The organism is Burkholderia thailandensis E264 (genome assembly GCF_000012365.1).
Classification (GTDB): Bacteria; Pseudomonadota; Gammaproteobacteria; order Burkholderiales; family Burkholderiaceae; genus Burkholderia; species Burkholderia thailandensis.
The window spans coordinates 2467934-2493764 of sequence record NC_007650.1; the positions used below are offsets into that span (position 1 = coordinate 2467934).

Below are 25831 nucleotides of genomic sequence, written 5' to 3' on the forward strand. Positions count from 1 at the left end.
CGCCGCCCGCCGCGATGCCGCGCCGCTGCAAGCGGCCCGGCCGACGCGTTACAATAACGCGCTTTTTTTCAAAAACGCTCCATATCCCCGCATCCCCGCTTCGCCCGACCATGTCCGCCGCCCCGACCGATCCGCGCGCCGCCCGCCCGGCCCGCCGCAAGATGCGCCCGCTGCCCGCCGTCATCTTCATGAGCCGCTGGCTGCAGGTTCCCCTTTATCTCGGCCTGATCGTCGCGCAGGCGATCTATGTGTTCCTGTTCCTGAAGGAAGTCTGGCACCTGCTGTCGCACGCGACGGGTCTCGACGAGACGAACATCATGCTCGCCGTGCTCGGCCTCATCGACGTGGTGATGATCTCGAACCTGCTCATCATGGTGATCGTCGGCGGATATGAAACTTTCGTGTCGCGCCTGGGCGTCGAGGGCCACCCCGACGAGCCGGAGTGGCTCGATCACGTGAACGCGGGCGTGCTGAAGGTCAAGCTGTCGATGGCGCTCATCAGCATCTCGTCGATCCATCTGCTGAAGACGTTCATCAACCCGGACCAGCACACGACGCACGCGATCATGTGGCAGGTGCTGATCCACGTCGCGTTCCTCGTGTCGGCGCTCGTGATGGCGTGGGTCGACCGCCTGACGACGCATACGCACCCCCAGCATTTCCACGAAGCGTCGACGGACCCGTCGGCGCCGCGCGAGCCGGCGCAACAGTCGGCCTGAGTCGATTCTCATACCCACCGTCCTCACTGAGCCTCAGCCATGACCGTCATCAAACAGGAAGACCTGATCCAGAGCATCGCGGATTCGCTGCAGTACATCAGCTACTACCATCCGCTCGACTACATCCAGGCGCTCGGCCGCGCATACGAGCTCGAACAGAGCCCGGCCGCGAAGGACGCGATCGCGCAGATCCTGACGAACAGCCGCATGTGCGCGGAGGGCAAGCGACCGATCTGCCAGGACACGGGCATCGTCACGATCTTCGTGAAGGTCGGCATGGACGTGCGCTGGGCAAGCGAAAACGGCAGCGCGACGATGAGCGTCACCGACATGATCAACGAAGGCGTGCGACGCGGCTACACGCATCCGGACAACGTGCTGCGCGCATCGATCGTCAACCCGCCCGAGGGCGCGCGCAAGAACACGAAGGACAACACGCCGGCCGTGATCCACTACGAGATCGTGCCGGGCGACAAGGTCGACGTGCAGGTCGCGGCGAAGGGCGGCGGCTCGGAAAACAAGTCGAAGTTCGTGATGCTGAACCCGTCGGATTCGATCGTCGACTGGGTGCTGAAGACCGTGCCGACGATGGGCGCGGGCTGGTGCCCGCCGGGGATGCTCGGCATCGGCATCGGCGGCACCGCCGAGAAGGCGATGCTGATGGCGAAGGAATCGCTGATGGAGCCGATCGACATCCAGGAAATCATCGCGCGCGGCCCGAAGGACTGGGTCGAGGAGTTGCGCGTCGAGCTGCACGAGAAGGTCAACGCGCTCGGCATCGGCGCGCAGGGCCTCGGCGGCCTCGCGACCGTGCTCGACGTGAAGATCATGGCCGCGCCGACGCATGCGGCCTCGAAGCCCGTCGCGATGATCCCGAACTGCGCGGCCACGCGCCATGCGCACTTCGTGCTCGACGGCTCGGGCGCGGCGAAGCTCGAGGCGCCGTCGCTCGACGCATGGCCGAAGGTTCAATGGGAACCGAACACCGAGACGAGCAAGCGCGTCGACCTGAACACGCTCACGCCGGAAGAAGTCGCATCGTGGAAACCGGGCCAGACGCTGCTCTTGTCGGGCAAGATGCTCACGGGCCGCGACGCCGCGCACAAGCGCATCGCCGACATGCTCGCCAAGGGCGAGCAACTGCCCGTCGACTTCAAGAACCGCGTGATCTACTACGTTGGCCCGGTCGATCCGGTGCGTGACGAAGTGGTCGGCCCGGCAGGCCCGACGACGGCCACGCGCATGGACAAGTTCACCGAGACGATGCTCGCGCAGACGGGCCTCATCTCGATGGTCGGCAAGGCCGAGCGCGGCCCCGTCGCGATCGACGCGATCAAGAAGCACAAGGCCGCGTATCTGATGGCGGTCGGCGGCGCGGCGTATCTGGTGTCGAAGGCGATCCGCGGCGCGAAGGTGCTCGCGTTCGAAGATCTCGGCATGGAAGCGATCTACGAGTTCGACGTGCAGGACATGCCGGTGACGGTCGCGGTCGATTCGCAGGGCACGTCGGTCCATCAGACGGGGCCGAAGGAGTGGCAAGCGAAGATCGGCAAGATTCCGGTCGCGAGCGCGTAAATAGGAATGATTTTCAGGCCGGATTTCAATCCGGCCTTTTTGATGCGGCGAACCCGTTCCACCTTTCGGATATCGAACGGATTCGCCCTTGGCTTTTCGCGAACGAGCGTTTATCGTTCAGGAACTCAAGCCCCCACACGTCACAAGGAACGAACATGCAAGGCGACAAGAAAGTCATCGAATATCTGAACGCGCAGTTGAAAAACGAGCTGACCGCGATCAATCAATATTTCCTGCATGCGCGGATGTACAAGCACTGGGGTCTCGAGAAACTCGGCAAGCACGAATACGACGAATCGATCGGCGAAATGAAGCATGCGGACTGGCTGATCGAACGCGTGTTCATGCTCGACGGCCTGCCGAACCTGCAGGATCTGCACAAGCTGCTCATCGGCGAGGAAACCGAGGAAATCCTGAAATGCGATCTGAAGCTCGAACAGGTCTCGCAGGCGACGTGCAAGGAAGCCATCGCGTATTGCGAATCGGTGCGTGATTACGTGTCGCGCGAAATCTTCGAGAAAATCCTCGACGACACCGAAGAGCATATCGACTGGCTCGAAACGCAAATCGACCTGATCGGCAAGGTCGGCATTCAGAACTATCAGCAGTCGATGATGGGTTCGCCGGAGTAATTCCGTCTCGCCGATATTTCATTCGATTCACGCTCGATCGCCCGCATGACGCCGCACGCGCCCGATTCCCGCGTATCGCCCGCCCGCTCGCCGATCGGCATCTTCGATTCGGGGCTCGGCGGCCTGTCCGTGCTGCGCGCGGTGCGCGAGCGGCTGCCCGACGAGGCGATCGTCTACGTCGCCGATTCGCGCCATGCGCCATACGGGCCGCGCGACGACGCGTTCATCATCGAGCGCACGCTCGCGATCGGCGAATGGCTCGTCGCGCAGGGCGCGAAGGCGCTCGTCGTCGCATGCAACACCGCGACCGCGCAGTCGATCGCGGTCGTGCGCGAACGTCTGCCGATCCCGCTCGTCGGCGTCGAGCCCGGCATCAAGCCGGCGGCGCTGCATTCGAAGACGCGCGTCGCCGGCGTGCTCGCGACGCAAGCGACGCTGCGCAGCGCGCGCTTCGAAGCGCTGATCGCGCGCCATGCAGCCGATTGCCGCTTCATTTGCCAGGCGGGGCACGGCCTCGTCGAGGCAATCGAGCGCGGCGACACCGGCTCGCCCGAGTTGCGCGCGCAGCTCGCGGGCTTCCTCGAGCCGATGCTCGAAGCAGGCGCCGATACGCTCGTGCTCGGCTGCACGCACTACCCGTTCCTCGACGCCGCGATCCGCGACGTGACGTCGAGCCGCCTGCATCTGATCGACACAAGCGACGCGATCGCCCGCCAACTCGCACGCATCCTGGACGAGCGTGGGCTGCGCGCGCCCGCCTCGTCCCGGCCGGCGCCGCCGCGCCTCTGCTCGACGGGCGACGGGCGGCATTTGCAAACCCTTGCCGCGACACTGCTCGGCCTCGACGTGGCGGTCGAATCCGTCACCATTTCCTCTCCCAGCACGGCCGCGCCGGCCGCCGATCCGGCGTAGCCACGCGGCAGCGCCCTCCCCGGAAACCCCTTCCAAGCACCTGGTTTTGTTACAAAAAACCCGGAGCCGCGCTTGCCAACCCGCACAAATATAATGATAATAATTCGCATTAACGTTAGCTATCGCACTCCATCATGATCGTCTGCGTGTGCAAGTCCGTTTCCGATCGGAAGATTCGCGCATCCCTCGCGGAAGGCGTGAACACCTTCGAAGAACTCCAGTTCGAACTCGGGGTCGCCACCTGCTGCGGCAAGTGCGAGGAAACCGTGCGCGAGATCATGGCGGAACAGGGCGTTTGTGCGAGCCGCTGCGGTGTCGAGCCCCCCGCGGCCGTGCCGGTCCCCGTCACGTTCTACGAACGCAAGGCGGCCTGACCGGCGTGCCGGGATCGCACGCGGCGCCGCGCGCCGTGCTTTCGTTTAACCAGCCCGTCAGCAAGCCAAGCCTGCCCGCGCGAGCCAACGGCCTACCTGCGAAGGAGCCCGTAATGGAATTGCTGATCGGATTCGTGACTACCGTGTGCATCTCTTTGCTGATTTTCCGCAAGTGACGCAACACTTCGCGGCGCTCGTCACGCGCGCCGCCGCGCTACGAAGCTAACATGCAGGTTTCGAATTCCCTGCCGGCCGCATCCGCGCCGGCCTTCTCCCGTATGAATCCCCGCGTCGTCACCGCTGCCGTGGCGGTTCTCGCCGGACACGCGCTCCTGCTCGCCGGCGCGCTGCTGATGCGCAACGACGTGCCACACCGTCCGCTCGAATCGAAGACGATCACCGCCCTGTTGCTGAGCGCGCCCGTCGCGCAGCCGGTCGGCATCCGGTCCGCGCCGGCTCCCACGCCGCCCAAACCCGTCCCGAAGGTCAAGCCGGCGCCCGCCCCCCGTCCCGTCGCGAAGCCGAGCCCGACGCCGCTGCCCGTCGTGCACGAGCCCGCGCCGAATGCGATCACTGCGCCGGAACCCGCGCCGCCCGCTCCAGCCGCGCCCGCCGAGACGAGCGTGAAGGCCGCGCCGCCCGCGGGCGCGCCGACGAGCCGCCCGACGATGGAGATCGTCGCGCCGAAGGAAGGCGCACACCTGACCTGCCAGATCGCGCGGGCCGCCTATCCGTCGATGTCGAAGCGGCGCGGCGAGACGGGCGTCGTGAAGGTTCGCTTCGTCGTCGGCCTGACGGGCAAGATCGAAAGCGCGCAGGTCGTCCAGAGCAGCGGCTTTCCGCGCCTCGACGACGCGGCGCTCGACGCGATCCGCTCGTCGCCGTGCCAGCCGTATCTGCAAAACGGACAGCCGATGCGCGCCGCCTACACGCAGCCTTATGACTTCACTCTGACCGACTAATCTCAGCAACACCGAAAGAAACAACAAGGAAAGGAAATGCAAAGCTACGGAATCGCGCACGTGTGGGCGCAAGGTGACTTCGTTACACGCTCCATCGCGATCGCGCTCCTCGTGATGTCGATCCTGTCGTGGATGGTGATCGTCATCAAGGGCTGGAACGTGATTCGCCTGAAGCGCCTGTCGAAAGACGCCGAACAATCGTTCTGGCATTCGGACGATTTCGACGAAGGCGTGAAGAAGCTCGGCCTCGCATCGTCGTCGCAAGACAATCCGTTCCTCGCGCTCGCGCTGTCCGGCAAGGAAGCCGCCGATCATCACCATCAGACGCAACCGCACCTGCATGACCGGATGGACGTGTCCGACTGGGTCACGCGCTGCCTGAAGGATACGATGGACGAAGGCATCGCGCGGATGCAGGGCGGTCTCGCGATCCTCGCGTCGATCGGCAGCACTGCGCCGTTCGTCGGTCTGTTCGGCACCGTGTGGGGCATCTATCATGCGCTGCTCGTGATCGGCGCGACAGGCCAGACTTCGATCGATCAGGTCGCGGGCCCCGTCGGCGAATCGCTGATCATGACCGCGTTCGGCCTGTTCGTCGCGATTCCCGCAGTGCTCGGCTACAACGCGCTCACGCGCGCGAACAAGAGCGTCGTGAGCCGCCTGCGCCGCTTCGCGCACGGCCTGCACGCGTACTTCGTGACGGGCACGCGTCTCGCGTCGTCCCAGCGAGACGGGCTGCGCCTCGCCGCGCGCGCGAACTGAGCGGAGGTTCGCAATGGCAATGAACACCAGCTTCGGCGATGACGACGACGACAGCTTGATGAACGAGATCAACATGACGCCGCTCGTCGACGTCATGCTCGTACTCCTGATCATTTTCCTCGTCACGATCCCGGCGATGCATCATGCGGTGAAGATCGATCTGCCGCGCGCGAGCAGCCAGCCGGTCGAGGTGAAGCCCAAGACGATCGACGTCGCCATCGAAAGCGACGGCACGGTGCTGTGGGACGATCATCCGGTGAACGCGGCCGATCTGCAGGCGCGCATCGCGCAGGCCGCGCAGACAAGCCCGCAGCCGGAGCTCCATCTGCGCGCGGACCGCAAGGTCGCCTATGAACGCGTCGCGGAAGTGATGTCCGCCGCGCAGGCAGGCGGCCTGACGAAGCTTGGCTTCGTGACCGAGCCGAAGTCGAACGCGAAGTAGGCATCGCGCCCTACGCCGCGCGCGACAAACGCACGCGGGCCATAAAGTAAAAGGCCTTCATCGCCAGATGAAGGCCTTTTTTCATGCGCACACGGGCGCCTTCGGGCGGCGGACCCGACTGCCTGACTGCTGCATATCGAGCAACGCGATGCGACATGCCGTGGTCTGCACGGACTTGCGCGGTCTGCCCTATCTGGCTCGCAACATATGCGGCCACCTTGTTTCGCTTGGCACCTTCCCTCACGAAATGGGATTCCAATATATGCCTAGCCGTTCACGCATTCAAGCGGCCGACGATTGAAACTACCGATTGCATGACGCGCTTCAAATGACAAAACCGATGCGCACGCGATCTTCCGATTTCATCAGATCGAAATCTTCGCGTCCTTCGCGCCGCGCTCCGGGCAACTCGACTCCTTGTAGTCCGCGCTGTCGAGCTTCTCGACGAGGTAATCGACGAACGCGCGCACGGCAGGCGGCATCCCCTGCCGCGACACGAACACCGCATAGAGCTGCGGCACGGGCAGCGTCCATCCCGGCATCACCGGCGACAATTGCCCCGCACGCAATGCGTTGCCGTACATCGATTCCGGCAGCGCGGCGATTCCGACCCCGTCGAGCACGGCTTCGCGAATCGTCATCAGATCGGCGGTCACGAGCCGCGGCTCGTGCTCGTGCGCATGGCGCGTGCCGTCGGGGGCGATCAGGTTGAATACGTGCCGCCCGTCGCCTGACGGCGTATCGAGCGTATCGAATCTCGACAGATCGTCGGGCACGAGAGGCGGCGCGTTCTGCTGCAGCAGGCTCGGCGCGCCAACGAGCATCTGCTCGGTACGCCACAGCGGCCGCACGACGATGTTCGCATTCTGCGGCGGCTCGGATCGCACGCGCAGCGCGACGTCGATCGAATCTTCAAACAGGTCGATCACGCGATTCGTCACGCGAATCTGCACGCGCACTTCCGGAAAGCGGCGCAGGAATTCCGGCAGCAGGCGCGACAGCATCGTCTGCGACAGCGTGACGGGCACGCTCACGCGCACCGTGCCGCGCGGCGCCGAGCGCAGTTGCTGCACCGCGTTCATCGCGGCCTGCGCCTCCGACAACATTGCTTGGCAATGCTGATAGAAAAGCTGGCCCGCCTCGGTCAACGCGAGCTTGCGGGTCGAGCGCTGCAACAGGCGCACACCGAGCGTCGCCTCGAGCTCGGTCAGCCGTCGCGACAGGCGCGACTTCGAGATGCCGAGCACGCGTTCCGCGGCCGAGAAGCCGCCATGCTCGACTACCTGAGAGAAGTACATCAAGTCGTTCAGGTTATGTGCATCGATAGTCATTTCATCGTTCCAATTCCACAACGATCCATTGCGAATCGAGCGGATTTAATCGGCAATTCGCTCAATATAATAGCCTTGCGTTGCAAGAATAACGTCATTTCCCGTCACTCCAAGAGCCCTCCCATGACTATCGCCCGCTCGATCCAGCGTACCTACCCTGCGCTTCGCACGACGGAAGGCGGCGGCTTCGTGGTTCACCGCCCGTTTCCAACCCGCCTGCTGACAGATTTCGATCCGTTCCTGTTGCTCGACGAAATGGGGCCCGTCGATTACGCGCCGGGCGATGCGAAGGGTGCGCCCGATCATCCGCACCGCGGCTTCGAAACGGTTACATACGTGCTCGACGGCTGGTTTCGCCATCGCGATTCGGCGGGACACGCGGGCGCGCTCGGCCCGGGCGACGTCCAGTGGATGACGGCGGGCTCGGGCGTCGTCCACAGCGAAATGCCGGACCCCGAATTCGCGCGCCGGGGCGGCCGCGCACATGCGTTCCAGCTCTGGGTGAACCTGCCGCGCCGCGACAAGATGATCGCGCCGCGCTATCAGGACGTTCCGGCCGCGCGCATTCCGACCGCCCAATCGCCCGACGGTCGCGTGATAGCACGGGTGATCGCCGGCGAGGCGTTCGGCGCACGCGCGGCTATCGAGACGCGCACTCCGATGCTCTACCAGCACTTCACGCTGTCGCCCGGCGCGATCGTCGAGCAGCCGGTGCCGGCCGGCTTTCGCGTATTCGCCTATCCGATCGACGGCAGCGGGTTCTACGGCGCTAACAGGACTGCGGTCGACGCGCGCCATGTTGTCGTGTACGCGGAAGACGGCGACACCGCCGTATTCGCTGCGGGCGACACGCCGCTCGACTTGCTGCTGATCGGCGGCGCACCGCTCAACGAGCCGATCGTGCGCTACGGCCCCTTCGTGATGAACACCGAGGACGAGATCCGCGACGCGGTGGCCGATTATCAGACGGGCCGGATGGGCCGCATTTCCGCGTAGGCGCCGCCCCGTCATTGGCCGAACGGCGGAGGGCGGAAGCCCCGCCGCCGCCGCGGATTTGCGTCACAATATCTTCTCGTGCCCGGCACGGGCCGCACTACAGAAGGAATCCGCCGCTTTGAACTTCGAACATCTGATCCAGATTAACGCCGTCGACAACCCCGCCCTGCCGATGCTGACTCGCGCGCAGCTGTGGGAAGGTCTTGTGCTGCGCGCCGAGCAGCCGCAATTGTTCGTGATCGGCCTCGACAGTTGCATCGTCCACGAGCGCACGGAAACGACGCTCGAGCGCGAGCTGCACTATGGCAACGCGACGGTACGCGATCGCGTGACGTTCATCCCGAACGATCAGGTCCGCTACGACATCCATGCTGCCGACGGCGAGATCGGCGGGTCGCTGACGATGACGATCGAAGAACATGACGGTCAGCAATTGTTCCTGCGCTTCGAGTATCGGACGACGCTGCCCGTCGGCAACGACAGCGCGGACGCGCGCCAGACGCAGGAGATCGTGAAGGAAGCCTATCGCACGTCCGACATCGACACCGTTCGCCTGATTCGCGAATACGCGCAAGGCCGCAAGGACCCGGACCCGCTGCACTGACAACCGCTGGCGGCGGTGCATCCGTCGCCCTCTTCGCTTCTTCCTATCGGCATTCGGTTTTCGATCGATAAAGATACGTTGTAAATGGGAATGGTTATCATTTAGTATTCATTCCATCGAATCGCAACTCACCGATCGCCCGAATGACCGAACCTATGCGCTCTACTACGCTCACGTTGCGCCGCACCGGCGGTGCCGCACCCGGCAGCCGTTCCAAAGCAGCAGCGGTGACGACGCCGGCCGAATCGGCAAAGACCATCGCGAAACCTGCCGCCGCCGCAAGCGCCGGGCAGCGCGTGGTGAGCAGCGACGCATTGCTGCAAGGCCAGAGCCACGTGAGCATCGCGCATAACGGCGAAACCTATCAGCTGCGGGCCACGCGCCTTGGCAAGCTGATCCTGACGAAGTAACGAACCGAGTATTGTGGGGACCACCTCTACGAGAGGTGTTAGGCATTAGCCAGCCACAACGGCTTGCACGCGAGTCTAGACCCCTTCGTGCAAACATATTCAAGCAGCCGTTGCAGCAAGCCAAGCCGCTTTTTTTGGTTCTCACTGCGTAAAACACAAAAGCGACGCGTCACCGGACGCGTCGCTTTTGTTTGTGTGAATGTTCGGGCACGGTCAATCGCGAAACACGCGAACCGCGGCTCGCGGATCAGCTCGACGCCGAGACGGGCGAGCGACGCAATGCCGCGCCGGACGGATCAACCGGCGTCGGTCAACGCGGCGATCCCCGCGCGGGCGACGGCCGCATCCTGCTCGGACTTCACGCCCGACACGCCGATCGAACCGATCGTCTCGCCCTCGACGACGATCGGCACGCCGCCCTCGACGAGGCCGACAAGCGGCACGCTCAGAAACGACAGGCGTCCCTGCAGCACGATGTCTTCGTAGACCTTGCTTTCGCGGCGGCCAAGCGCGGCCGTACGGCCCTTGCCGATCGCCATCTCGACCGTGCTCGGCGCGGCGCCGTCCATGCGGTGCAGATGCAGCAGATGCGCGCCGTCGTCGAAAATCGCGACCGTCACGGCCCACTGGTTTGCGGCCGCGAACGACTCGGCGGCGGCCGCCATTTTCTTCACGTCGTCGCTCGTCAAAGCGGGTTTGGTTCTCATCTCGACACTCCTTCGCGATGCACGCCTATCGACGGCTGCATCATACCGCTCGAAGCGCGTCAGAATCCCCAGAACATCAGCCACCATGCGCTATCGACCACCGCGAGCGCGGTGCCGAACCAGAACATCGCGAACAACCGCCGCGGCAAGCCGGCATAGCGACCGGTGACCTGCCAGGCGAGCCACGCGCTCCATAGATTCGCGCCGACGAGAATCGCGATGCGAACGTCCGACGCCCAGCCGAGCGGCACGTGCTCGGCGCGCAACAGCGAAAGCGTCGTCGCCGACAAGCCGAGGAACACGCCCGCACCGGCGAGCGGAATCAGCGCTTGCGCGAGATGATGGAGCCGCACGCGCTCGAAACGGCCGAGCATCGCTACGGCACCGGCGAGCAGCACGGCGAGCGCCGTGCCGTACACGATGCCCGTGCCGGTGATGTATGCGATGACGAGCGAGCCATCGAGCCACGAGAACACGTCGTTGTGCTCGGGATAGTGCGTGAAGATGAACCAGGGCGCATTCGTATCGAGCGGCCACATGATGTCGTGATCGATCAGCCAGCCCGCGAGCGCCTGCTTGATCCGCACGAACCACGGACTCACCGTCCAGTGGAACGCGCCAATCGCCACGCCGAGCAGACCATAGAGGATGAGCGCGGTGTCCCAGCCGCTCGCCTGCTTGTCGCCGAGCGCGACCACCTCCTCGGACGGCGAGCGCGTCGTCAGTTCGATCGCACCGCGGTGACCGCTGCATCGGCCGCACATGTGACACGCCGCCGCGCCCTTCATGTTGCGAAGCGGCACGAGCGGCGCGCAGTTGATCGGAATCACGCGATGACCGTGCTCGCCCTTCTTGTACGAACGGCGCCACGCATCCTCGTCGACCTTGTAGCGCAGCGGCGAAAGGCGCGCGAGCAGCGAGAAGACGCCGTTCACCGGGCACAGATAGCGGCACCATACGCGTTTCTCTCGTCCGTACAGAAAGCCGATCACGATCGCGGCGAGCGTCGAGCCGCCAAGCACGAGCAACACGGCGCGCGGATACTGATAGACGCTGACCATCTGCCCGTAGATCGTCGTGAGGCCGAACGCGACGAACGGCCAGCCGCCCCAGCGCATCCAGCGCGGAATCGCGCGGCCGCGGCCGAACTTGCTCGCGAATTCGCTCAACGCGCCCTCGGGACAAAGCACGCCGCACCAGACTCGGCCGAGCATCACCATCGACAGCAGCACGAACGGCCACCATATGCCCCAGAACACGAACTGCGCGGCGAGCGTCAGATTGGTCCACAGATGCGCGGTGTCGTCGGGCAGCGGCGTGAACGCCGGCACGAGAATCAAGAACGCGTAGACGAGCACCACGCCCCACTGAATACCGCGAATCAGCGCGCCGTGACGCTGCATCCAGTGCCCGGCCTGCGCGACGAGGCTCGTGAGTCGTCGGCCGACGACGGCGCTCATGCCGGCCGCCCCGCAGTCGCCGCCGGGCGGCGCGCGGCGCGCTTGATCAGCAGGTAGACGAACGCCCAGTAGGCCGCGTACGCGACGAGATTCGTCAGCGACGGATGCGCGCGATAACCCGTCAGCGTCGACACGAGCGAGCCGAACGTGCTCGAATCGTCGAGGATCGCCGACGTATCCCACAATTGCGCGATGCCGAGCGGCAGGATTTCCTTGTCGATCAGCTTGTCGACGCCTGTCTGGAACAGGCCCGCGCCGAGGAACAGCAGCATGATCTCGGTCACGCGAAAGAAGTGCCGCCACGAGAAGTACTTGCCGCCGAGCTGCAGCACATAGAACGTCAGGAACGCAAGCCCGAGGCCGATCAGCACGGCGAGCATCTGGCTGCCGTCGACATGCCCCGACTGGCCGAAGCCGAGCCCGTAGAGAAAGATCACCGTCTCGCTGCCCTCGCGCGCGATCGCGAGCGCGACGAGCACCGCGACGCCCCACCAGTTCGCGTCCTGCGTGCTCTTCTGCAGCGAGCGCTCCATGTCGCGCTTGAGCGTGCGCCCGTGCTGCTTCATCCACAGCACCATCTGCACGATCAGCACGCACGCGATCAGCACCATCGCGGTCTGAAAGTAGTCCTGCGCGTCGCCCGACAGCACCTCGGTGAAGCCGACGAGCGCGGCGCCAAGGCCCACCGCCATCAACAGGCCGACGCCGACGCCGGCCCACAGGTACGGCAAGCCGCGGCGCGCATCATCGTCGCCGTTCTTCAGCCATGCGTAGAGGATGCCGACGACGAGCAACGCCTCGACGCTCTCCCGCCAGACGATGAACAAGATCTGACCCATTTGTTTTACCTCCCGGCGTCCGCCGCGCGGCACGTGCCGCGCGTCAAACGCGAAAACCGTTACTTCGCGACGATGACGCCTTGCGCCTGCTGGTGAAAATCGTCGAAGAACTTGTACTCGCCCGGCGACAGCGGCGCGATCACGACGAACGATTCGCCGCCCGGCGCAAGCACCTTCTCCTTGCGAAGCTGCACGCTCTCGAACTCGACGGCGCCCTTGCCCGTATTGCGGATCTGAATCTTGATGCGCTGGCCGGCCGGCACTTCGATGCGCGCCGGATTGAGCTTGCCGTCGGCCATCTCGAGCTTGAAGGTCGGCAGATCGGCCGCGTGAGCGGCGCCCGCAATGAAGATCGCGGCGGCAAATGCGAATGCTCTGGGGAATGTCATCGTATTTCTCTAAAGAGACGGCGCGCTCGTCGCGCGCCGTCCGTTTGCTGCCCGTGCGATCAGTACCCGCCCTTCTTGCCGATGCCGGCGAACGGGAAATCGTATTCGAGCGTGATCGGCTTGAACCACGCGCCCACGCCGGTTTCCTTGTCAACGTGGCGGCCGAACGCCATGTGGCCCGCCTGCATCGGCGGCTTCACGACGAGCGTCAGGTGATACTTGCCCGGGCCGTTGAGTTTCACGTTGTCGCCGTAGTGCGGGCCATCGCTCGCGACCATGCCCATCAGGTCGCCTTGCGCCTTCCACTTCGCGTCGCCCTGCTTCGTCAGCTTGTACGTGACCTGCAGATACGGCATCCAGTCACCCTCGGCGAAACCCGTCGGGTTGTTCTTGACCGCATGGATATCGGCTTCGAGATGGATGTCCGAATCCGACGCCTTGCGCATCATCCCTTCGGGGTCCATCGTGATCGGCTGCAGGTACACCGCGCCGATCTCCATCCCGCCTTGAATCTGGTGCTTGCCGATCGGGTATTCGGCCGCCGTCGCCGACAGCGCGGCGCACGTGGCCGCCAACGCGACGCCGCTGCGGACAAGGGAAGAACGCAACATTGAAACTCCTGTTTTTATCTCGTGACACACGTCCCGCCCGCGCGGACCCGGAACCCGGGGGCGAGACAAAAAAGCGATGAAGAACGTTAATGCGAACTATTCTCAATACACGCGCAAGTGTAGCACCGAACGCCCTCCGAAACAAATGGAGATGTCGCTAAATCCCTGATCCGACAAGGCTTACAGCGAGATTAACGGATGCGGCGGGGCGCCGCGGGCCCCTCACTCCGCTCCGCTCACGTGATCGCCGACATTCGCACCGAACACCCGTTCACGCAGCAGCGCGAGCTGGTCGCGCGTCTGCGCCGCTTTCTCGAACTCGAGATTTTTCGCGTAATCGGCCATCTGCTTCTCGAGCCGCTTGATTTCCTTCGCGATCTGCTTCTCGGACATATCCTCGAATTTCGCGCGCTGCTGCGCCTCCTTCAGCTCGGCGCGCGCTTCGTCGGCGTTGTAGACGCCGTCGATGATGTCCTTGATCCGCTTCACGACACCGCGCGGCGTGATGCCCCTCTCTTGGTTGTATGCGATCTGCTTCGCGCGGCGGCGCTCGGTCTCGTCGATCGCGCGGCGCATCGAATCGGTGATCCGGTCCGCGTACAGGAGCGCCTTGCCGTTCACATTGCGCGCCGCCCGGCCGATCGTCTGGATCAGCGAGCGCTCGGCGCGCAGGAAGCCCTCCTTGTCCGCGTCGAGGATCGCGACGAGGGACACTTCCGGAATGTCGAGGCCTTCGCGCAGCAGGTTGATCCCGACCAGCACGTCGAACGTGCCAAGCCGCAGGTCGCGGATGATTTCGACGCGCTCGACGGTGTCGATGTCACTATGCAGATAGCGAACCTTGACGCCGTGATCGGCAAGGAACTCGGTCAATTGCTCGGCCATCCGCTTCGTCAGCACCGTGATCAGCACGCGCTCGTCGGCCTTCACGCGCTCGGTGATCTCGGACAGCACGTCGTCGACCTGCGTGCTCGCCGGCCGCACCTCGATCTCAGGATCGACGAGCCCCGTCGGCCGCACGACCTGCTCGGCGGTCTGCCCCGACACGCGCTGCTCGTAGTCGGCGGGCGTAGCCGATACGAACACGACCTGGCGCATCTTGCGCTCGAACTCGGGGAACTTGAGCGGCCGGTTGTCGAGCGCCGACGGCAGCCGGAACCCGTAGTTGACGAGGTTCTCCTTGCGCGCGCGGTCGCCGTTGTACATCCCGTTCAGTTGGCCGATCAGCACATGCGATTCGTCGAGCAGCATCAGCGCGTCGGAGGGCAGATAGTCGACGAGGGTCGGCGGCGGCTCGCCCGGCGCCGCGCCGGAGAAGTGCCGCGAATAGTTCTCGATGCCCTTGCAGAAGCCGAGTTCCTGCAGCATCTCGAGATCGAAGCGGGTGCGCTGCTCGAGGCGCTGCGCCTCGACCAACTTGCCGTCGCGGTGGAAAAACTCGAGACGTTCGCGCAACTCGTCCTTGATCGTCTCGACCGCGCGCATGACGGTCTCGCGCGGCGTCACGTAGTGCGACGACGGATAAACGGTGAAGCGCGGAATCTTCTGTCGCACGCGCCCCGTCAGCGGATCGAACAGGTGCAGCGTGTCGACCTCGTCGTCGAACAGCTCGACGCGCACCGCCATCTCCGCGTGCTCGGCCGGAAAGATGTCGATCGTGTCGCCGCGCACGCGGAACGTGCCGCGCTGGAAGTCCTGCTCGTTGCGCGTGTACTGCATCGCGATCAGCCGCGCGATCACCTCGCGCTGGCCGATCTTGTCGCCCGTGCGCAGCGTGAGGATCATCTGGTGGTATTCGGACGGATTGCCGATGCCGTAGATCGCCGACACGGTCGCGACGATCACGACGTCGCGCCGCTCCATCAGGCTCTTCGTCGCCGACAGCCGCATCTGCTCGATGTGCTCGTTGATCGACGAATCCTTCTCGATGAAGAGATCGCGCTGCGGCACGTACGCTTCCGGCTGGTAGTAGTCGTAGTACGACACGAAGTACTCGACCGCGTTGCGCGGAAAGAACTCGCGGAACTCCGCATAGAGCTGCGCGGCGAGCGTCTTGTTCGGCGCGAACACGATCGCCGGACGGCCGAGCCGCGCAATCGTGTTCGCCATCGTGTAGGTCTTGCCCGAGCCCGTCACGCCGAGCAGCGTCTGGAACGACAGGCCGTCCTCGACGCCTTCGACAAGCGTCGCGATCGCGGTGGGCTGGTCGCCCGATGGCGGATAAGGTTGATACAGCTGGAACGGAGAACCTTCGAACGTCACGAATTTCGATTCGTCGAGATCGTCGCGGGTGTCGGAATGATGTTCGGACATGTGGATGCGGAAGGCGGCGGGCCGAAACGGGGCAAAAGATCATTCTAGCGCTTCGACGCCCGGCCGGCCCCGGTCGCCGCACTCGGGATTCGCTGGCCGAACGCGCAAAAAACCGCGTGCGGAGCCGAGACATTGGCCGAATGGAGACGTCGAATTCGTTACAATAACAAGTTGCCGAGCTTCGCTTTTCGCACCGGGTTGCCGCGGCTTGCCCGCCCTACCCGTTGATCGCCGGCCCGCATCGGCGCCCGAAGCTGACCCTCTTTTCACAACTGCTGCGAATCAATCATGTCGCTCTTCTCCGCTGTCGAACTTGCCCCCCGCGACCCTATCCTGGGCCTGAACGAAGCCTTCAACGCCGACACGCGCCCGACCAAGGTGAATCTGGGCGTCGGCGTCTACACCAACGAGGACGGCAAGATTCCGCTGCTGCGCGCGGTGCGCGACGCGGAGAAGGCGCGGGTCGAAGCCGGCCTGCCGCGCGGCTATCTGCCGATCGACGGGATCGCCGCCTATGACGCATCGGTGCAGAAGCTGCTGCTCGGCGACGACTCGCCGCTGATCGCGGCCGGCCGCGTCGTGACGGCACAGGCGCTCGGCGGCACGGGCGCGCTGAAGATCGGCGCTGACTTCCTGCGCACGCTGAATCCGAAGGCGAAGGTCGCGATCAGCGATCCGAGCTGGGAAAACCACCGTGCGCTGTTCGACATGGCGGGCTTCGAAGTCGTCGCGTACCCGTACTACGACGCGAAGACGAACGGCGTGAACTTCGACGGCATGCTGGCCGCGCTCAACGGCTACGAGCCGGGCACGATCGTCGTGCTGCACGCGTGCTGCCACAACCCGACGGGCGTGGATCTGAACGACGCGCAATGGGCGCAGGTGGTCGAAGTCGTGAAGGCGCGTCAGCTCGTGCCGTTTCTCGACATCGCCTATCAAGGCTTCGGCGAGAGCATCGAGGCCGACGCGGCCGCGGTACGCCTGTTCGCGGCGGCAAATCTGAACGTGTTCGTATCGTCGTCGTTCTCGAAGTCGTTCTCGCTGTATGGCGAGCGCGTCGGCGCGCTGTCGATCATCACCGACAGCAAGGACGAAGCCGCACGCGTGCTGTCGCAGCTGAAGCGCGTGATCCGCACGAACTACTCGAACCCGCCGACGCACGGCGGCGCGATCGTTGCTGCCGTGCTCGCCTCGCCGGAACTGCGCGCTTCGTGGGTGCAGGAACTGGGCGAAATGCGCGATCGCATCCGCGCGATGCGCAACGGCCTCGTCGAGCGCCTGAAGGCGGCCGGCATCGAGCGCGACTTCGGCTTCATCAACGCGCAACGCGGGATGTTCTCGTACTCGGGTCTGACGTCCGCGCAAGTCGACCGTCTGCGAGAAGAGTTCGGCATCTATGCGGTCAGCACCGGCCGGATCTGCGTCGCGGCGCTCAACACGCGCAACCTCGACGTCGTCGCGAACGCGATCGCCGCGGTGTTGAAGTAAAACGACGGGGCCGGCGCCGCGGCTTCGAGCCTGCATAGTCGCTGTAGCGCCGCGCAAACGAAAACGCGCTCCATCCGGAGCGCGTTTTTTATGTCTGAAGCCGCGCGACACTCGCTCGCCAGTTGCCGGACAGCCGACAGGGCCGAAACGGCGCGAAACGGCCGTGCGCCAGGCCGCGCTTCGGCGCGCGCTTCCGACATACCGCTTACTGCATGAACCAGCCGTGGCTGACGACGAACGACTGGCCGGTGAGAGCCGCGCTCGGGAACGCCGACAGGAACAGCACCGTCTTCGCGACGTCCTCGACCGTCGTGAACACGCCGTCCACCGTCTGGCCGAGCATCACCTTCTTCACCACCTCCTCTTCGCTGATCCCGAGCTCCTTGGCCTGCTCCGGAATCTGCTTGTCGACGAGCGGCGTGCGCACGAAGCCTGGACACACCACGTGCGAGCGCACGTTGTGCTTCGCGCCTTCCTTCGCCAGCACGCGCGCAAGCCCCAGCAGCCCGTGCTTGGCCGTCACGTACGCCGACTTCAGCGGCGACGCCTCGTGCGAATGCACCGAGCCCATGTAGATCACGACGCCGCCGCGATCGTCCTTGTACATGTGCTTGAGCGCGGCCTTCGTCGTCAGGAACGCGCCGTCGACGTGGATCGCCTGCATCTTCTTCCAGTCCGCGAACGCGTAGTTCTCGATCGGATTGACGATCTGAATGCCCGCATTCGACACGAGAATGTCGACCGAGCCGAACGTCTCCGCGACCTTGTCGACGCCGGCGTTCACCGCGTCCTCGTTCGTCACGTCCATCGCGACGCCGATCGCCTTGCCCCCCGCCTGCTTGATCTGCTCGGCCACCGCGTTCGCGCCGTCCTGATTCAGATCCGCGATCGCGACCGCCGCGCCCGCCCGCGCAAGCTCCAGCGCGATTTCCTTGCCGATGCCGCTTGCTGCGCCCGTCACGACCGCCGCTTTCCCGTTCAAGTTCGAAGTCATTCCCCAAGTCTCCGTCAGTTAAGTCAATGAAAGCATCGCGTCCGACATCGATCCAGTCTGCCGGACAACATAGGCCGAATGGCCGACTATCGCCGCGTGGCCGACACCGCTATTGTGCATGAACGAGACCGCGTATCGCGGTCAAACAAGCTAAGCTTGTGGTCGGTCACGCTCGATCGGAGGCGATATGAACTACCGAAGGCTGGGACGTTCCGGACTGCAGGTCAGCGAGCTGTCGATCGGTTCATGGGTCACCTACGGCAACCAGGTCGACCGTCGTGCTGCGCGAGAGTCGCTCGCTGCCGCGCGCGACGCCGGCGTCAATTTCTTCGACAACGCCGAAGTGTATGCGGGCGGCAAATCCGAGGAAATCATGGGGCATGCGCTGAAGTCGCTTGGCTGGCCTCGCATCGGCTACGTGGTGTCGACGAAGTTCTTCTGGGGGCTCGCCGAAGCGCCGAATCAGTACCACACGCTCAACCGCAAATATTTGCTGAGCGCGATCGACGCGTCGCTGCAACGTCTTCAACTCGACTACGTCGACCTCGTGTTCTGCCATCGTCCCGATCCGAATACGCCGATCGAGGAAACCGTATGGGCGATGAGCGACATCATCGCGCGCGGCAAGGCGCTCTATTGGGGAACGTCCGAATGGAGCGCCGACGAAATCCGCGCCGCATACGAAATCGCGGAACGACATCATCTGCGCAAGCCGACGATGGAGCAGCCGCAATACAACCTGTTCCATCGCAAACGCGTCGAGGAGGAATACCGGCGCCTCTACGAAGACTTCGGCATGGGACTCACGACCTGGAGCCCGCTCGCATCGGGGCTGCTGACAGGAAAGTACCGGCATGGCGTTCCCGCCAGGAGCCGAGCCGAAATTCAGGGCTACGACTGGCTGCGGGAGCAACTGACGGACCCTGAGAGAAACAGCGTCGTGGAAGCGCTCGGCGAGGTTGCGAACGACCTCGGTTGCACCGTCGGCCAGCTCGCACTCGCGTGGGTACTGAAGAACCCCCGTGTCAGCACGGTGATTACGGGCGCGTCGCGCGTCGAGCAGATCGTCGAAAACATGCGCTCTCTCGACGTAGCGGCTAAGCTCACGCCTGAGGTCAAGCAGCGGATCGAGCAGATCGTCGGCGATGCGTATCAATAGCCGACAGCCGAACGGCAGGCCACGTCGCATACTCGCGTACAATACGCGACCGCATCAGCCGGCCACTCCCGCGAGTGCGTGTCGCCGCATGAACTGCGCGCCAGGCACTTGGCCGATTTTCACGTATCGCTCCGTATTTCTCTCGCCATGCTCAGCTATCGTCACGGCTTTCACGCCGGCAATCACGCGGACGTTCTCAAACACACCGTCGTCATACAGTTGCTGCGCTATTTGAACAAGAAAGATAAGTCGTATTGGTACATCGATACGCACGCCGGTGCCGGCGTCTATTCGCTGTTCGATGGCTATGCGGCGAAAACTGGCGAATTCAGCACGGGGATCGAGAAAATTTGGGGCGCAACAGATCTGCCCGAAGTACTGTCCGACTACGTCGACGAAGTGCGCGCGCTGAACAGCAACGGGGAGTTGCGCTACTACCCAGGCTCGCCTTACCTCGCATGGCGGCTGATGCGCGAACAGGACCGAATGCGTCTGTTCGAGTTGCACAGCACCGAAATCGACGTGCTGCGTCACAATTTCCGCGACGCGGGGCGACGCGCGATGATCTATGCTGGCGATGGATTCGAAGGCATCAAGGCGTTGCTGCCGCCGCCGCCGCGGCGCGCGCTCGTGTTGGTCGATCCGTCATACGAAGATAAGCGCGATTACGCAAAGACGATCACTTGCGTCGAGGAAAGCCTGAAACGATTCGCAACAGGATGCTACGCGATCTGGTATCCGCAGGTGAGCCGCCCCGAATCGCAGAAGTTCCCCGATCATCTGAAGCAGTTGCAGCCGAACAACTGGCTACATCTGAGCCTGACCGTGAGCCGACCGCCATCGGACGGTTTTGGGCTTTTCGGCAGCGGGATGTTCATTTTGAACCCACCGTATACGCTGGTCGAAACGATGAAGGAAACGCTTCCGTATCTCGTCGAAGCGCTCGGCCAGGACGGCGGCGCAACATTCGCGATCGAGCATCGCGCCAACTGACGCGGATGCGCTTATTGACGCGGTTGGGGCACCTTGAGTGGAATGGCCGAATTCGGCACTTCGATATACGGAATGACGACCATCGGCTGAGTCGAACCAGGTGGCAGTTCAGTCATCGTGGCCGGTTGCGCTTGCGCAACGATTGGAGCGCGCGATAATGGCGCGTTTTGCAGCACGATACCGCTTTTGCCATCGTGAATTCCACTTTGGGTATCCAGGATCAGCGGCGCACGCGCGCTGTCCGATCCGGCAACTGCGGCTGTCACGATACCGCACAACGCAGCGCAACTCGCCGCATAGCCAAAGAAGCGATTGACGATTCTCATCCGGCCCCCGTTTCAGACGATGCTGATTGTATCCGACAGACGGTAATCTCCTATGCGGAACGCTTTCAGCTTACGCAAAGACAAAGCCCCGTCAATACGGGGCTTTCTTTTGCTTGCGCACCGGGCGCGAGGCGCGGCATCTTGCCGCGCCGAGTTACAGCGAGTAGCCGTTGGTTTCCAGCGAACGGATGCGCTGTTCGAGCTGAACGATGTCGCTCGACGATGCCAGATAGGCCTCACGGCGGTCGCGTTCTGCAGCTTCAAACCAGTTGCTCAGCTTTTCGATGATGTAGGCAAACATGTTGGCTCTCCAAGGAGGATTGAGATCCCCTGGTGAATCGATGTCAGGGATATCCCGTATAGGGTTAACCCGATTATAGCCGGATTGCACCAACTTGCCAGTGAAATGCTCGAATGTGATGCATGCCAATTTGGAATAGATCAAACAATTCCAACTTAAGCGTCTGATTTTTTGGATACATCCGCAGTTTGCGGCGGCAAGATATCCGCCGTTGGATGCACTATTTTGTATCACAACAAGGATCGGCCAGGCGCTCCAAAATGGGGCAGTCGGGGCGGTCGTCCCCGTTGCAATGGTCGGCCAGGTTCGCGAGCGTGTTCCGCATATCTGTCAGTTCGGCGATCCGGCCATCCAGTTCGGCTACGTGCTCGAGCGCGATCGCTTTGACTTCGGCGCTTGCTCTCGAGCGGTCTTGCCAGAGTGCGAGCAGCCTCCTGATGTCGTCGACGAGAAACCCGAGCCGTCGCGCCTGTCGAATGAAACGAAGCAAATGGATCTCCTCGTCATGGTAGACACGATATCCGGAATCGGTCCGCTTCGCAGGATTGAGCAGCCCCACGCTCTCGTAGTAGCGAATCATCTTAGCGCTGACACCCGATGCCTTTGCCGCATCCCCAATATTCACAATGTGCTCCAGGCAAGAAACGCAATTTTCCAATATTAGCGCGTTCTCCCGACTGCCCTCTTCGCGTGGCAGAGAGCAGGTCACCGCCACTGCGGCACAAACCGGAAGCGGGCTCGTGCCAACGATGTCGCTTAACAGAGTCAGGTGAAGCGTAAGCGTGTCGGCAGCGCCGTCTTGACGACGGGATCTTGATGTCAGCTGTCGTCGCGGAGTTGATCAGCTATGGCCCACGGCATGAGCTGATCGACACGATTGATTGCGTGATCAGCAATGCGGGCAAGGACGAAGCGCAGATACGCCTCGGGATCGATGCCGTTGAGCTTCGCCGTTCCGATGAGGCTATAGATCGCGGCAGCGCGCTCGCCGCCGGAGTCGGCACCGGCGAACAGGTAATTCCGCCTCCCGATGGCCACTCCACGCAACGCTCGCTCGACCGGCAGGTTATCGATCTCGAGTTGGCCGTCGTCGCAATAGCGTGTGAGCGCTTCCCATCGGTTCTCTTCGGTGCTTCTGTTGACACTGTGGTCCCCGCTACTCGCCGTGGTGGGGCCTACTCTGGCAACATTCATTCACACCGTCGAGACGGTACCGGCGACTCGCTTACGGGGCGGTATGGAGGTGGCGTCGGCAGAGGGATGAGAGGGGTGTGGTGGGTGGGGATAAAAAGCAAAACCCCCGCCTGGTTGGGCGGGGGTTTTGGCAAGGGGAGCCTGACGATTACCTACTTTCACACGGGCAATCCGCACTATCATCGGCGTAGAGTCGTTTCACGGTCCTGTTCGGGATGGGAAGGGGTGGGACCGACTCGCTATGGTCATCAGGCAAAGAGGGATGTTCTGCTGGGCAGGCCAACAGAACCAATCTGGGAAGAAGCAGTAATATTGGGTTGTGTGTATCGCACACGAGAATCAACAAGATCTGGCAAGGCAGACTTGTTATAGGATCAAGCCTTACGGGCAATTAGTATCGGTTAGCTGAACGCATTACTGCGCTTACACACCCGACCTATCAACGTCCTGGTCTCGAACGACCCTTCAAGGGGATCAAGTCCCCGGGGAAGTCTCATCTTAAGGCGAGTTTCCCGCTTAGATGCTTTCAGCGGTTATCTCTTCCGAACATAGCTACCCGGCGATGCGACTGGCGTCACAACCGGTACACCAGAGGTTCGTCCACTCCGGTCCTCTCGTACTAGGAGCAGCCCCCTTCAAACTTCCAACGCCCACGGCAGATAGGGACCAAACTGTCTCACGACGTTTTAAACCCAGCTCACGTACCTCTTTAAATGGCGAACAGCCATACCCTTGGGACCGGCTACAGCCCCAGGATGAGATGAGCCGACATCGAGGTGCCAAACACCGCCGTCGATATGAACTCTTGGGCGGTATCAGCCTGTTATCCCCAGAGTACCTTTTATCCGTTGAGCGATGGCCCTTCCATACAGAACCACCGGATCACTATGACCTGCTTTCGCACCTGCTCGACTTGTCGGTCTCGCAGTTAAGCACGCTTATGCCATTGCACTATCAGCACGATTTCCGACCGTACCTAGCGTACCTTCGTACTCCTCCGTTACGCTTTGGGAGGAGACCGCCCCAGTCAAACTGCCTACCATGCACTGTCCCCGACCCGGATCACGGGCCAAGGTTAGAACCTCAAACAAACCAGGGTGGTATTTCAAGGACGGCTCCACCGAAACTAGCGTTCCGGTTTCATAGCCTCCCACCTATCCTACACAGATCGGTTCAAAGTCCAATGCAAAGCTACAGTAAAGGTTCATGGGGTCTTTCCGTCTAGCCGCGGGTAGATTGCATCATCACAAACACTTCAACTTCGCTGAGTCTCGGGAGGAGACAGTGTGGCCATCGTTACGCCATTCGTGCAGGTCGGAACTTACCCGACAAGGAATTTCGCTACCTTAGGACCGTTATAGTTACGGCCGCCGTTTACCGGGACTTCAATCAAGAGCTTGCACCCCATCATTTAATCTTCCGGCACCGGGCAGGCGTCACACCCTATACGTCCACTTTCGTGTTTGCAGAGTGCTGTGTTTTTATTAAACAGTCGCAGCCACCAGTTTATTGCAACCCCTTCACCCTCCTGGCGCAGGCCAGTCAAGCTACCAGGGCGTACCTTATCCCGAAGTTACGGTACCAATTTGCCGAGTTCCTTCTCCCGAGTTCTCTCAAGCGCCTTAGAATACTCATCTCGCCCACCTGTGTCGGTTTGCGGTACGGTCATCGTTAGACTGAAGCTTAGAGGCTTTTCTTGGAACCACTTCCAATTGCTTCGCTCCCGAAGGAGCTCGCGCCACACCCTTGAATCCTGCGCCCGGATTTGCCTAAGCGCCTTCTCCAATGCAGCGACCGGGACTTCCAACACCCGGACAACCTTCCGCGATCCGTCCCCCCATCGCATCTAACAATGGTGCAGGAATATTGACCTGCTTCCCATCAGCTACGCATTTCTGCCTCGCCTTAGGGGCCGACTCACCCTACGCCGATGAACGTTGCGTAGGAAACCTTGGGCTTACGGCGAGGGGGCCTTTCACCCCCTTTATCGCTACTCATGTCAGCATTCGCACTTCCGATACCTCCAGCACCCTTTACAAGGCACCTTCGCAGGCTTACGGAACGCTCTCCTACCATGCGTGCAAGCACGCATCCGCAGCTTCGGTATATGGCTTAGCCCCGTTACATCTTCCGCGCAGGACGACTCGATCAGTGAGCTATTACGCTTTCTTTAAAGGGTGGCTGCTTCTAAGCCAACCTCCTGACTGTTTTAGCCTTCCCACTTCGTTTCCCACTTAGCCATATTTGGGGACCTTAGCTGGCGGTCTGGGTTGTTTCCCTCTTGACACCGGACGTTAGCACCCGATGTCTGTCTCCCGTGATTGCACTCTTCGGTATTCGGAGTTTGCTATGGCGGGGTAATCTGCAATAGACCCCCCAACCATGACAGTGCTCTACCCCCGAAGGTGAGACACGAGGCACTACCTAAATAGTTTTCGGAGAGAACCAGCTATTTCCAGGTTTGTTTAGCCTTTCACCCCTATCCACAGCTCATCCCCTAACTTTTCAACGTTAGTGGGTTCGGACCTCCAGTACGTGTTACCGCACCTTCATCCTGGCCATGGATAGATCACCTGGTTTCGGGTCTACGCCCAGCAACTGAACGCCCTATTCGGACTCGCTTTCGCTACGCCTGCCCTATTCGGTTAAGCTTGCTACTGAACGTAAGTCGCTGACCCATTATACAAAAGGTACGCCGTCACCCCTTTCGAGGCTCCGACTGTTTGTATGCATGCGGTTTCAGGATCTATTTCACTCCCCTCCCGGGGTTCTTTTCGCCTTTCCCTCACGGTACTGGTTCACTATCGGTCGATCACGAGTATTTAGCCTTGGAGGATGGTCCCCCCATCTTCAGACAGGATTTCACGTGTCCCGCCCTACTTGTCGTACACCTAGTTCTTTCATACTGTTTTCGCCTACAGGGCTATCACCTGCTATGGCCGCACTTTCCAGAGCGTTCGGCTAACAATACAAATAAAGAGTACAGGCTCTTCCCATTTCGCTCGCCACTACTTTGGGAATCTCGGTTGATTTCTTTTCCTGCGGTTACTTAGATGTTTCAGTTCACCGCGTTCGCCTCACATAGCCTATGTATTCAGCTATGGATACTCCATTCGGAGTGGGTTTCCCCATTCGGACATCTACGGATCAAAGCTCGTTTGCCAGCTCCCCGTAGCTTTTCGCAGGCTACCGCGTCCTTCATCGCCTGTGATCGCCAAGGCATCCACCACATGCACTTGTTCGCTTGACCCTATAACGAGTCTGTCTCTCGATCATCGTTAGCGCTTGAGCGCTTACGATGATCCGATACAAAGTACGCTACAGGTTGAGTTCTCGCG

The 25831-nt window shown here is 62.3% G+C and carries 25 protein-coding genes, 2 rRNA genes and 1 pseudogene; 14 read left to right on the plus strand and 14 right to left on the minus strand.

Features of this window, described 5'->3' with window-relative positions; genetic code table 11:
- Positions 1–110: 110 nt before the first annotated feature.
- The 8 genes from BTH_RS10330 to BTH_RS10365 all read left to right on the plus strand — a co-directional run bounded on the left by BTH_RS10330 (position 111) and on the right by BTH_RS10365 (position 6378).
- Positions 111–719: a TIGR00645 family protein gene (locus tag BTH_RS10330; protein WP_009893943.1), complete on the plus strand. Its 609-nt coding sequence runs from the start codon at positions 111–113 to the stop codon at positions 717–719.
- 39 nt (positions 720–758) lie between these two features.
- A complete protein-coding gene (locus BTH_RS10335; protein WP_009893945.1) occupies positions 759–2294 on the plus strand; it encodes a fumarate hydratase in 1536 nt (511 codons plus the stop codon).
- A gap of 155 nt (positions 2295–2449) precedes the next feature.
- Positions 2450–2926, plus strand: coding sequence for a bacterioferritin (gene bfr, locus BTH_RS10340; protein ID WP_009893946.1), 477 nt, complete (start codon positions 2450–2452; stop codon positions 2924–2926).
- Positions 2927–2971: 45 nt separating this feature from the next.
- Positions 2972–3838, plus strand: coding sequence for a glutamate racemase (murI, locus tag BTH_RS10345; RefSeq protein ID WP_009893948.1), 867 nt, complete (start codon positions 2972–2974; stop codon positions 3836–3838).
- A 134-nt stretch (positions 3839–3972) separates the two neighbouring features.
- Complete coding sequence (locus BTH_RS10350) at positions 3973–4212, plus strand: (2Fe-2S)-binding protein (RefSeq protein ID WP_009893950.1); 240 nt, start codon at positions 3973–3975, stop codon at positions 4210–4212.
- A gap of 227 nt (positions 4213–4439) precedes the next feature.
- Complete coding sequence (locus BTH_RS10355; RefSeq protein WP_011401476.1) at positions 4440–5174, plus strand: energy transducer TonB; 735 nt, start codon at positions 4440–4442, stop codon at positions 5172–5174.
- Between the two features lie 36 nt (positions 5175–5210).
- Complete coding sequence (locus BTH_RS10360; protein ID WP_009893952.1) at positions 5211–5936, plus strand: MotA/TolQ/ExbB proton channel family protein; 726 nt, start codon at positions 5211–5213, stop codon at positions 5934–5936.
- A gap of 13 nt (positions 5937–5949) precedes the next feature.
- The gene (locus tag BTH_RS10365; protein ID WP_011401478.1) at positions 5950–6378 is read left to right on the plus strand and encodes an ExbD/TolR family protein; all 429 of its coding nucleotides are present in this window, start codon (positions 5950–5952) and stop codon (positions 6376–6378) included.
- 365 nt (positions 6379–6743) lie between these two features.
- Here the strand turns inward: BTH_RS10365 and BTH_RS10370 are convergent, their stop codons facing one another.
- Entirely contained in the window at positions 6744–7709 is a 966-nt protein-coding gene (locus tag BTH_RS10370; RefSeq protein ID WP_009893955.1) for a LysR family transcriptional regulator, read from the minus strand.
- 123 nt (positions 7710–7832) lie between these two features.
- Here BTH_RS10370 and BTH_RS10375 point away from each other — a divergent pair, with 123 nt between their 5' ends.
- The 3 genes from BTH_RS10375 to hemP all read left to right on the plus strand — a co-directional run bounded on the left by BTH_RS10375 (position 7833) and on the right by hemP (position 9719).
- Complete coding sequence (locus BTH_RS10375; protein WP_009893956.1) at positions 7833–8705, plus strand: pirin family protein; 873 nt, start codon at positions 7833–7835, stop codon at positions 8703–8705.
- A gap of 118 nt (positions 8706–8823) precedes the next feature.
- Positions 8824–9309, plus strand: coding sequence for an SRPBCC family protein (locus BTH_RS10380; RefSeq protein ID WP_009893958.1), 486 nt, complete (start codon positions 8824–8826; stop codon positions 9307–9309).
- Positions 9310–9536: 227 nt separating this feature from the next.
- Positions 9537–9719 (plus strand): hemin uptake protein HemP, encoded by a 183-nt coding sequence (gene hemP / locus BTH_RS10385; RefSeq protein WP_009893960.1) that lies wholly within the window; start codon positions 9537–9539, stop codon positions 9717–9719.
- A 296-nt stretch (positions 9720–10015) separates the two neighbouring features.
- Here hemP and BTH_RS10390 read toward each other — a convergent pair whose 3' ends face one another.
- The 6 genes from BTH_RS10390 to uvrB form a co-directional block, all read right to left on the minus strand.
- Entirely contained in the window at positions 10016–10426 is a 411-nt protein-coding gene (locus BTH_RS10390) for a GlcG/HbpS family heme-binding protein (protein WP_011401482.1), read from the minus strand.
- Positions 10427–10485: 59 nt separating this feature from the next.
- Complete coding sequence (locus tag BTH_RS10395) at positions 10486–11886, minus strand: 4Fe-4S binding protein (protein ID WP_009893963.1); 1401 nt, start codon at positions 11884–11886, stop codon at positions 10486–10488.
- Positions 11883–12725 carry an FTR1 family iron permease gene (locus BTH_RS10400; protein ID WP_011401483.1) on the minus strand — a complete coding sequence of 281 codons (843 nt, stop codon included), beginning with the start codon at positions 12723–12725 and terminating at the stop codon, positions 11883–11885. The genes BTH_RS10395 and BTH_RS10400 overlap by 4 nt, the downstream gene beginning before the upstream one ends.
- 59 nt (positions 12726–12784) lie before the next feature.
- A complete protein-coding gene (locus tag BTH_RS10405) occupies positions 12785–13114 on the minus strand; it encodes a cupredoxin domain-containing protein (protein ID WP_006028484.1) in 330 nt (109 codons plus the stop codon).
- 59 nt (positions 13115–13173) lie between these two features.
- Positions 13174–13725 carry an iron transporter gene (locus BTH_RS10410; RefSeq protein WP_011401484.1) on the minus strand — a complete coding sequence of 184 codons (552 nt, stop codon included), beginning with the start codon at positions 13723–13725 and terminating at the stop codon, positions 13174–13176.
- Positions 13726–13947: 222 nt separating this feature from the next.
- On the minus strand, positions 13948–16038 hold the full coding sequence (gene uvrB, locus BTH_RS10415) for an excinuclease ABC subunit UvrB (RefSeq protein WP_009893968.1): 2091 nt from the start codon (positions 16036–16038) through the stop codon (positions 13948–13950).
- A gap of 288 nt (positions 16039–16326) precedes the next feature.
- Between uvrB and BTH_RS10420 the strand changes: the two genes are divergently transcribed.
- On the plus strand, positions 16327–17526 hold the full coding sequence (locus BTH_RS10420) for an amino acid aminotransferase (RefSeq protein WP_009893969.1): 1200 nt from the start codon (positions 16327–16329) through the stop codon (positions 17524–17526).
- A gap of 205 nt (positions 17527–17731) precedes the next feature.
- On the opposite strand, the gene BTH_RS10425 is transcribed toward BTH_RS10420, so the two are convergent.
- A complete protein-coding gene (locus BTH_RS10425) occupies positions 17732–18520 on the minus strand; it encodes a 3-hydroxybutyrate dehydrogenase (RefSeq protein ID WP_009893970.1) in 789 nt (262 codons plus the stop codon).
- Between the two features lie 187 nt (positions 18521–18707).
- Between BTH_RS10425 and BTH_RS10430 the strand changes: the two genes are divergently transcribed.
- The gene (locus BTH_RS10430; RefSeq protein ID WP_009893971.1) at positions 18708–19679 is read left to right on the plus strand and encodes a potassium channel beta subunit family protein; all 972 of its coding nucleotides are present in this window, start codon (positions 18708–18710) and stop codon (positions 19677–19679) included.
- Positions 19680–19826: 147 nt separating this feature from the next.
- The gene (locus tag BTH_RS10435) at positions 19827–20672 is read left to right on the plus strand and encodes a 23S rRNA (adenine(2030)-N(6))-methyltransferase RlmJ (RefSeq protein WP_009893972.1); all 846 of its coding nucleotides are present in this window, start codon (positions 19827–19829) and stop codon (positions 20670–20672) included.
- 11 nt (positions 20673–20683) lie between these two features.
- Here the strand turns inward: BTH_RS10435 and BTH_RS10440 are convergent, their stop codons facing one another.
- The 6 genes and pseudogenes from BTH_RS10440 to BTH_RS10460 form a co-directional block, all read right to left on the minus strand.
- The gene (locus BTH_RS10440; RefSeq protein ID WP_025369960.1) at positions 20684–20950 is read right to left on the minus strand and encodes a hypothetical protein; all 267 of its coding nucleotides are present in this window, start codon (positions 20948–20950) and stop codon (positions 20684–20686) included.
- Between the two features lie 202 nt (positions 20951–21152).
- Positions 21153–21299: a DUF3563 family protein gene (locus BTH_RS30455; RefSeq protein ID WP_009893974.1), complete on the minus strand. Its 147-nt coding sequence runs from the start codon at positions 21297–21299 to the stop codon at positions 21153–21155.
- Positions 21300–21519: 220 nt separating this feature from the next.
- The gene (gene cueR, locus BTH_RS10445) at positions 21520–21924 is read right to left on the minus strand and encodes a Cu(I)-responsive transcriptional regulator (RefSeq protein ID WP_009893976.1); all 405 of its coding nucleotides are present in this window, start codon (positions 21922–21924) and stop codon (positions 21520–21522) included.
- Positions 21925–22118: 194 nt separating this feature from the next.
- Positions 22119–22421: pseudogene (locus BTH_RS10450) on the minus strand (transposase domain-containing protein); the annotation flags it as partial.
- 211 nt (positions 22422–22632) lie between these two features.
- A 5S ribosomal RNA gene (gene rrf / locus BTH_RS10455) occupies positions 22633–22746 on the minus strand.
- Positions 22747–22863: 117 nt separating this feature from the next.
- A 23S ribosomal RNA gene (locus BTH_RS10460) occupies positions 22864–25743 on the minus strand.
- Positions 25744–25831 lie beyond the last annotated feature (88 nt).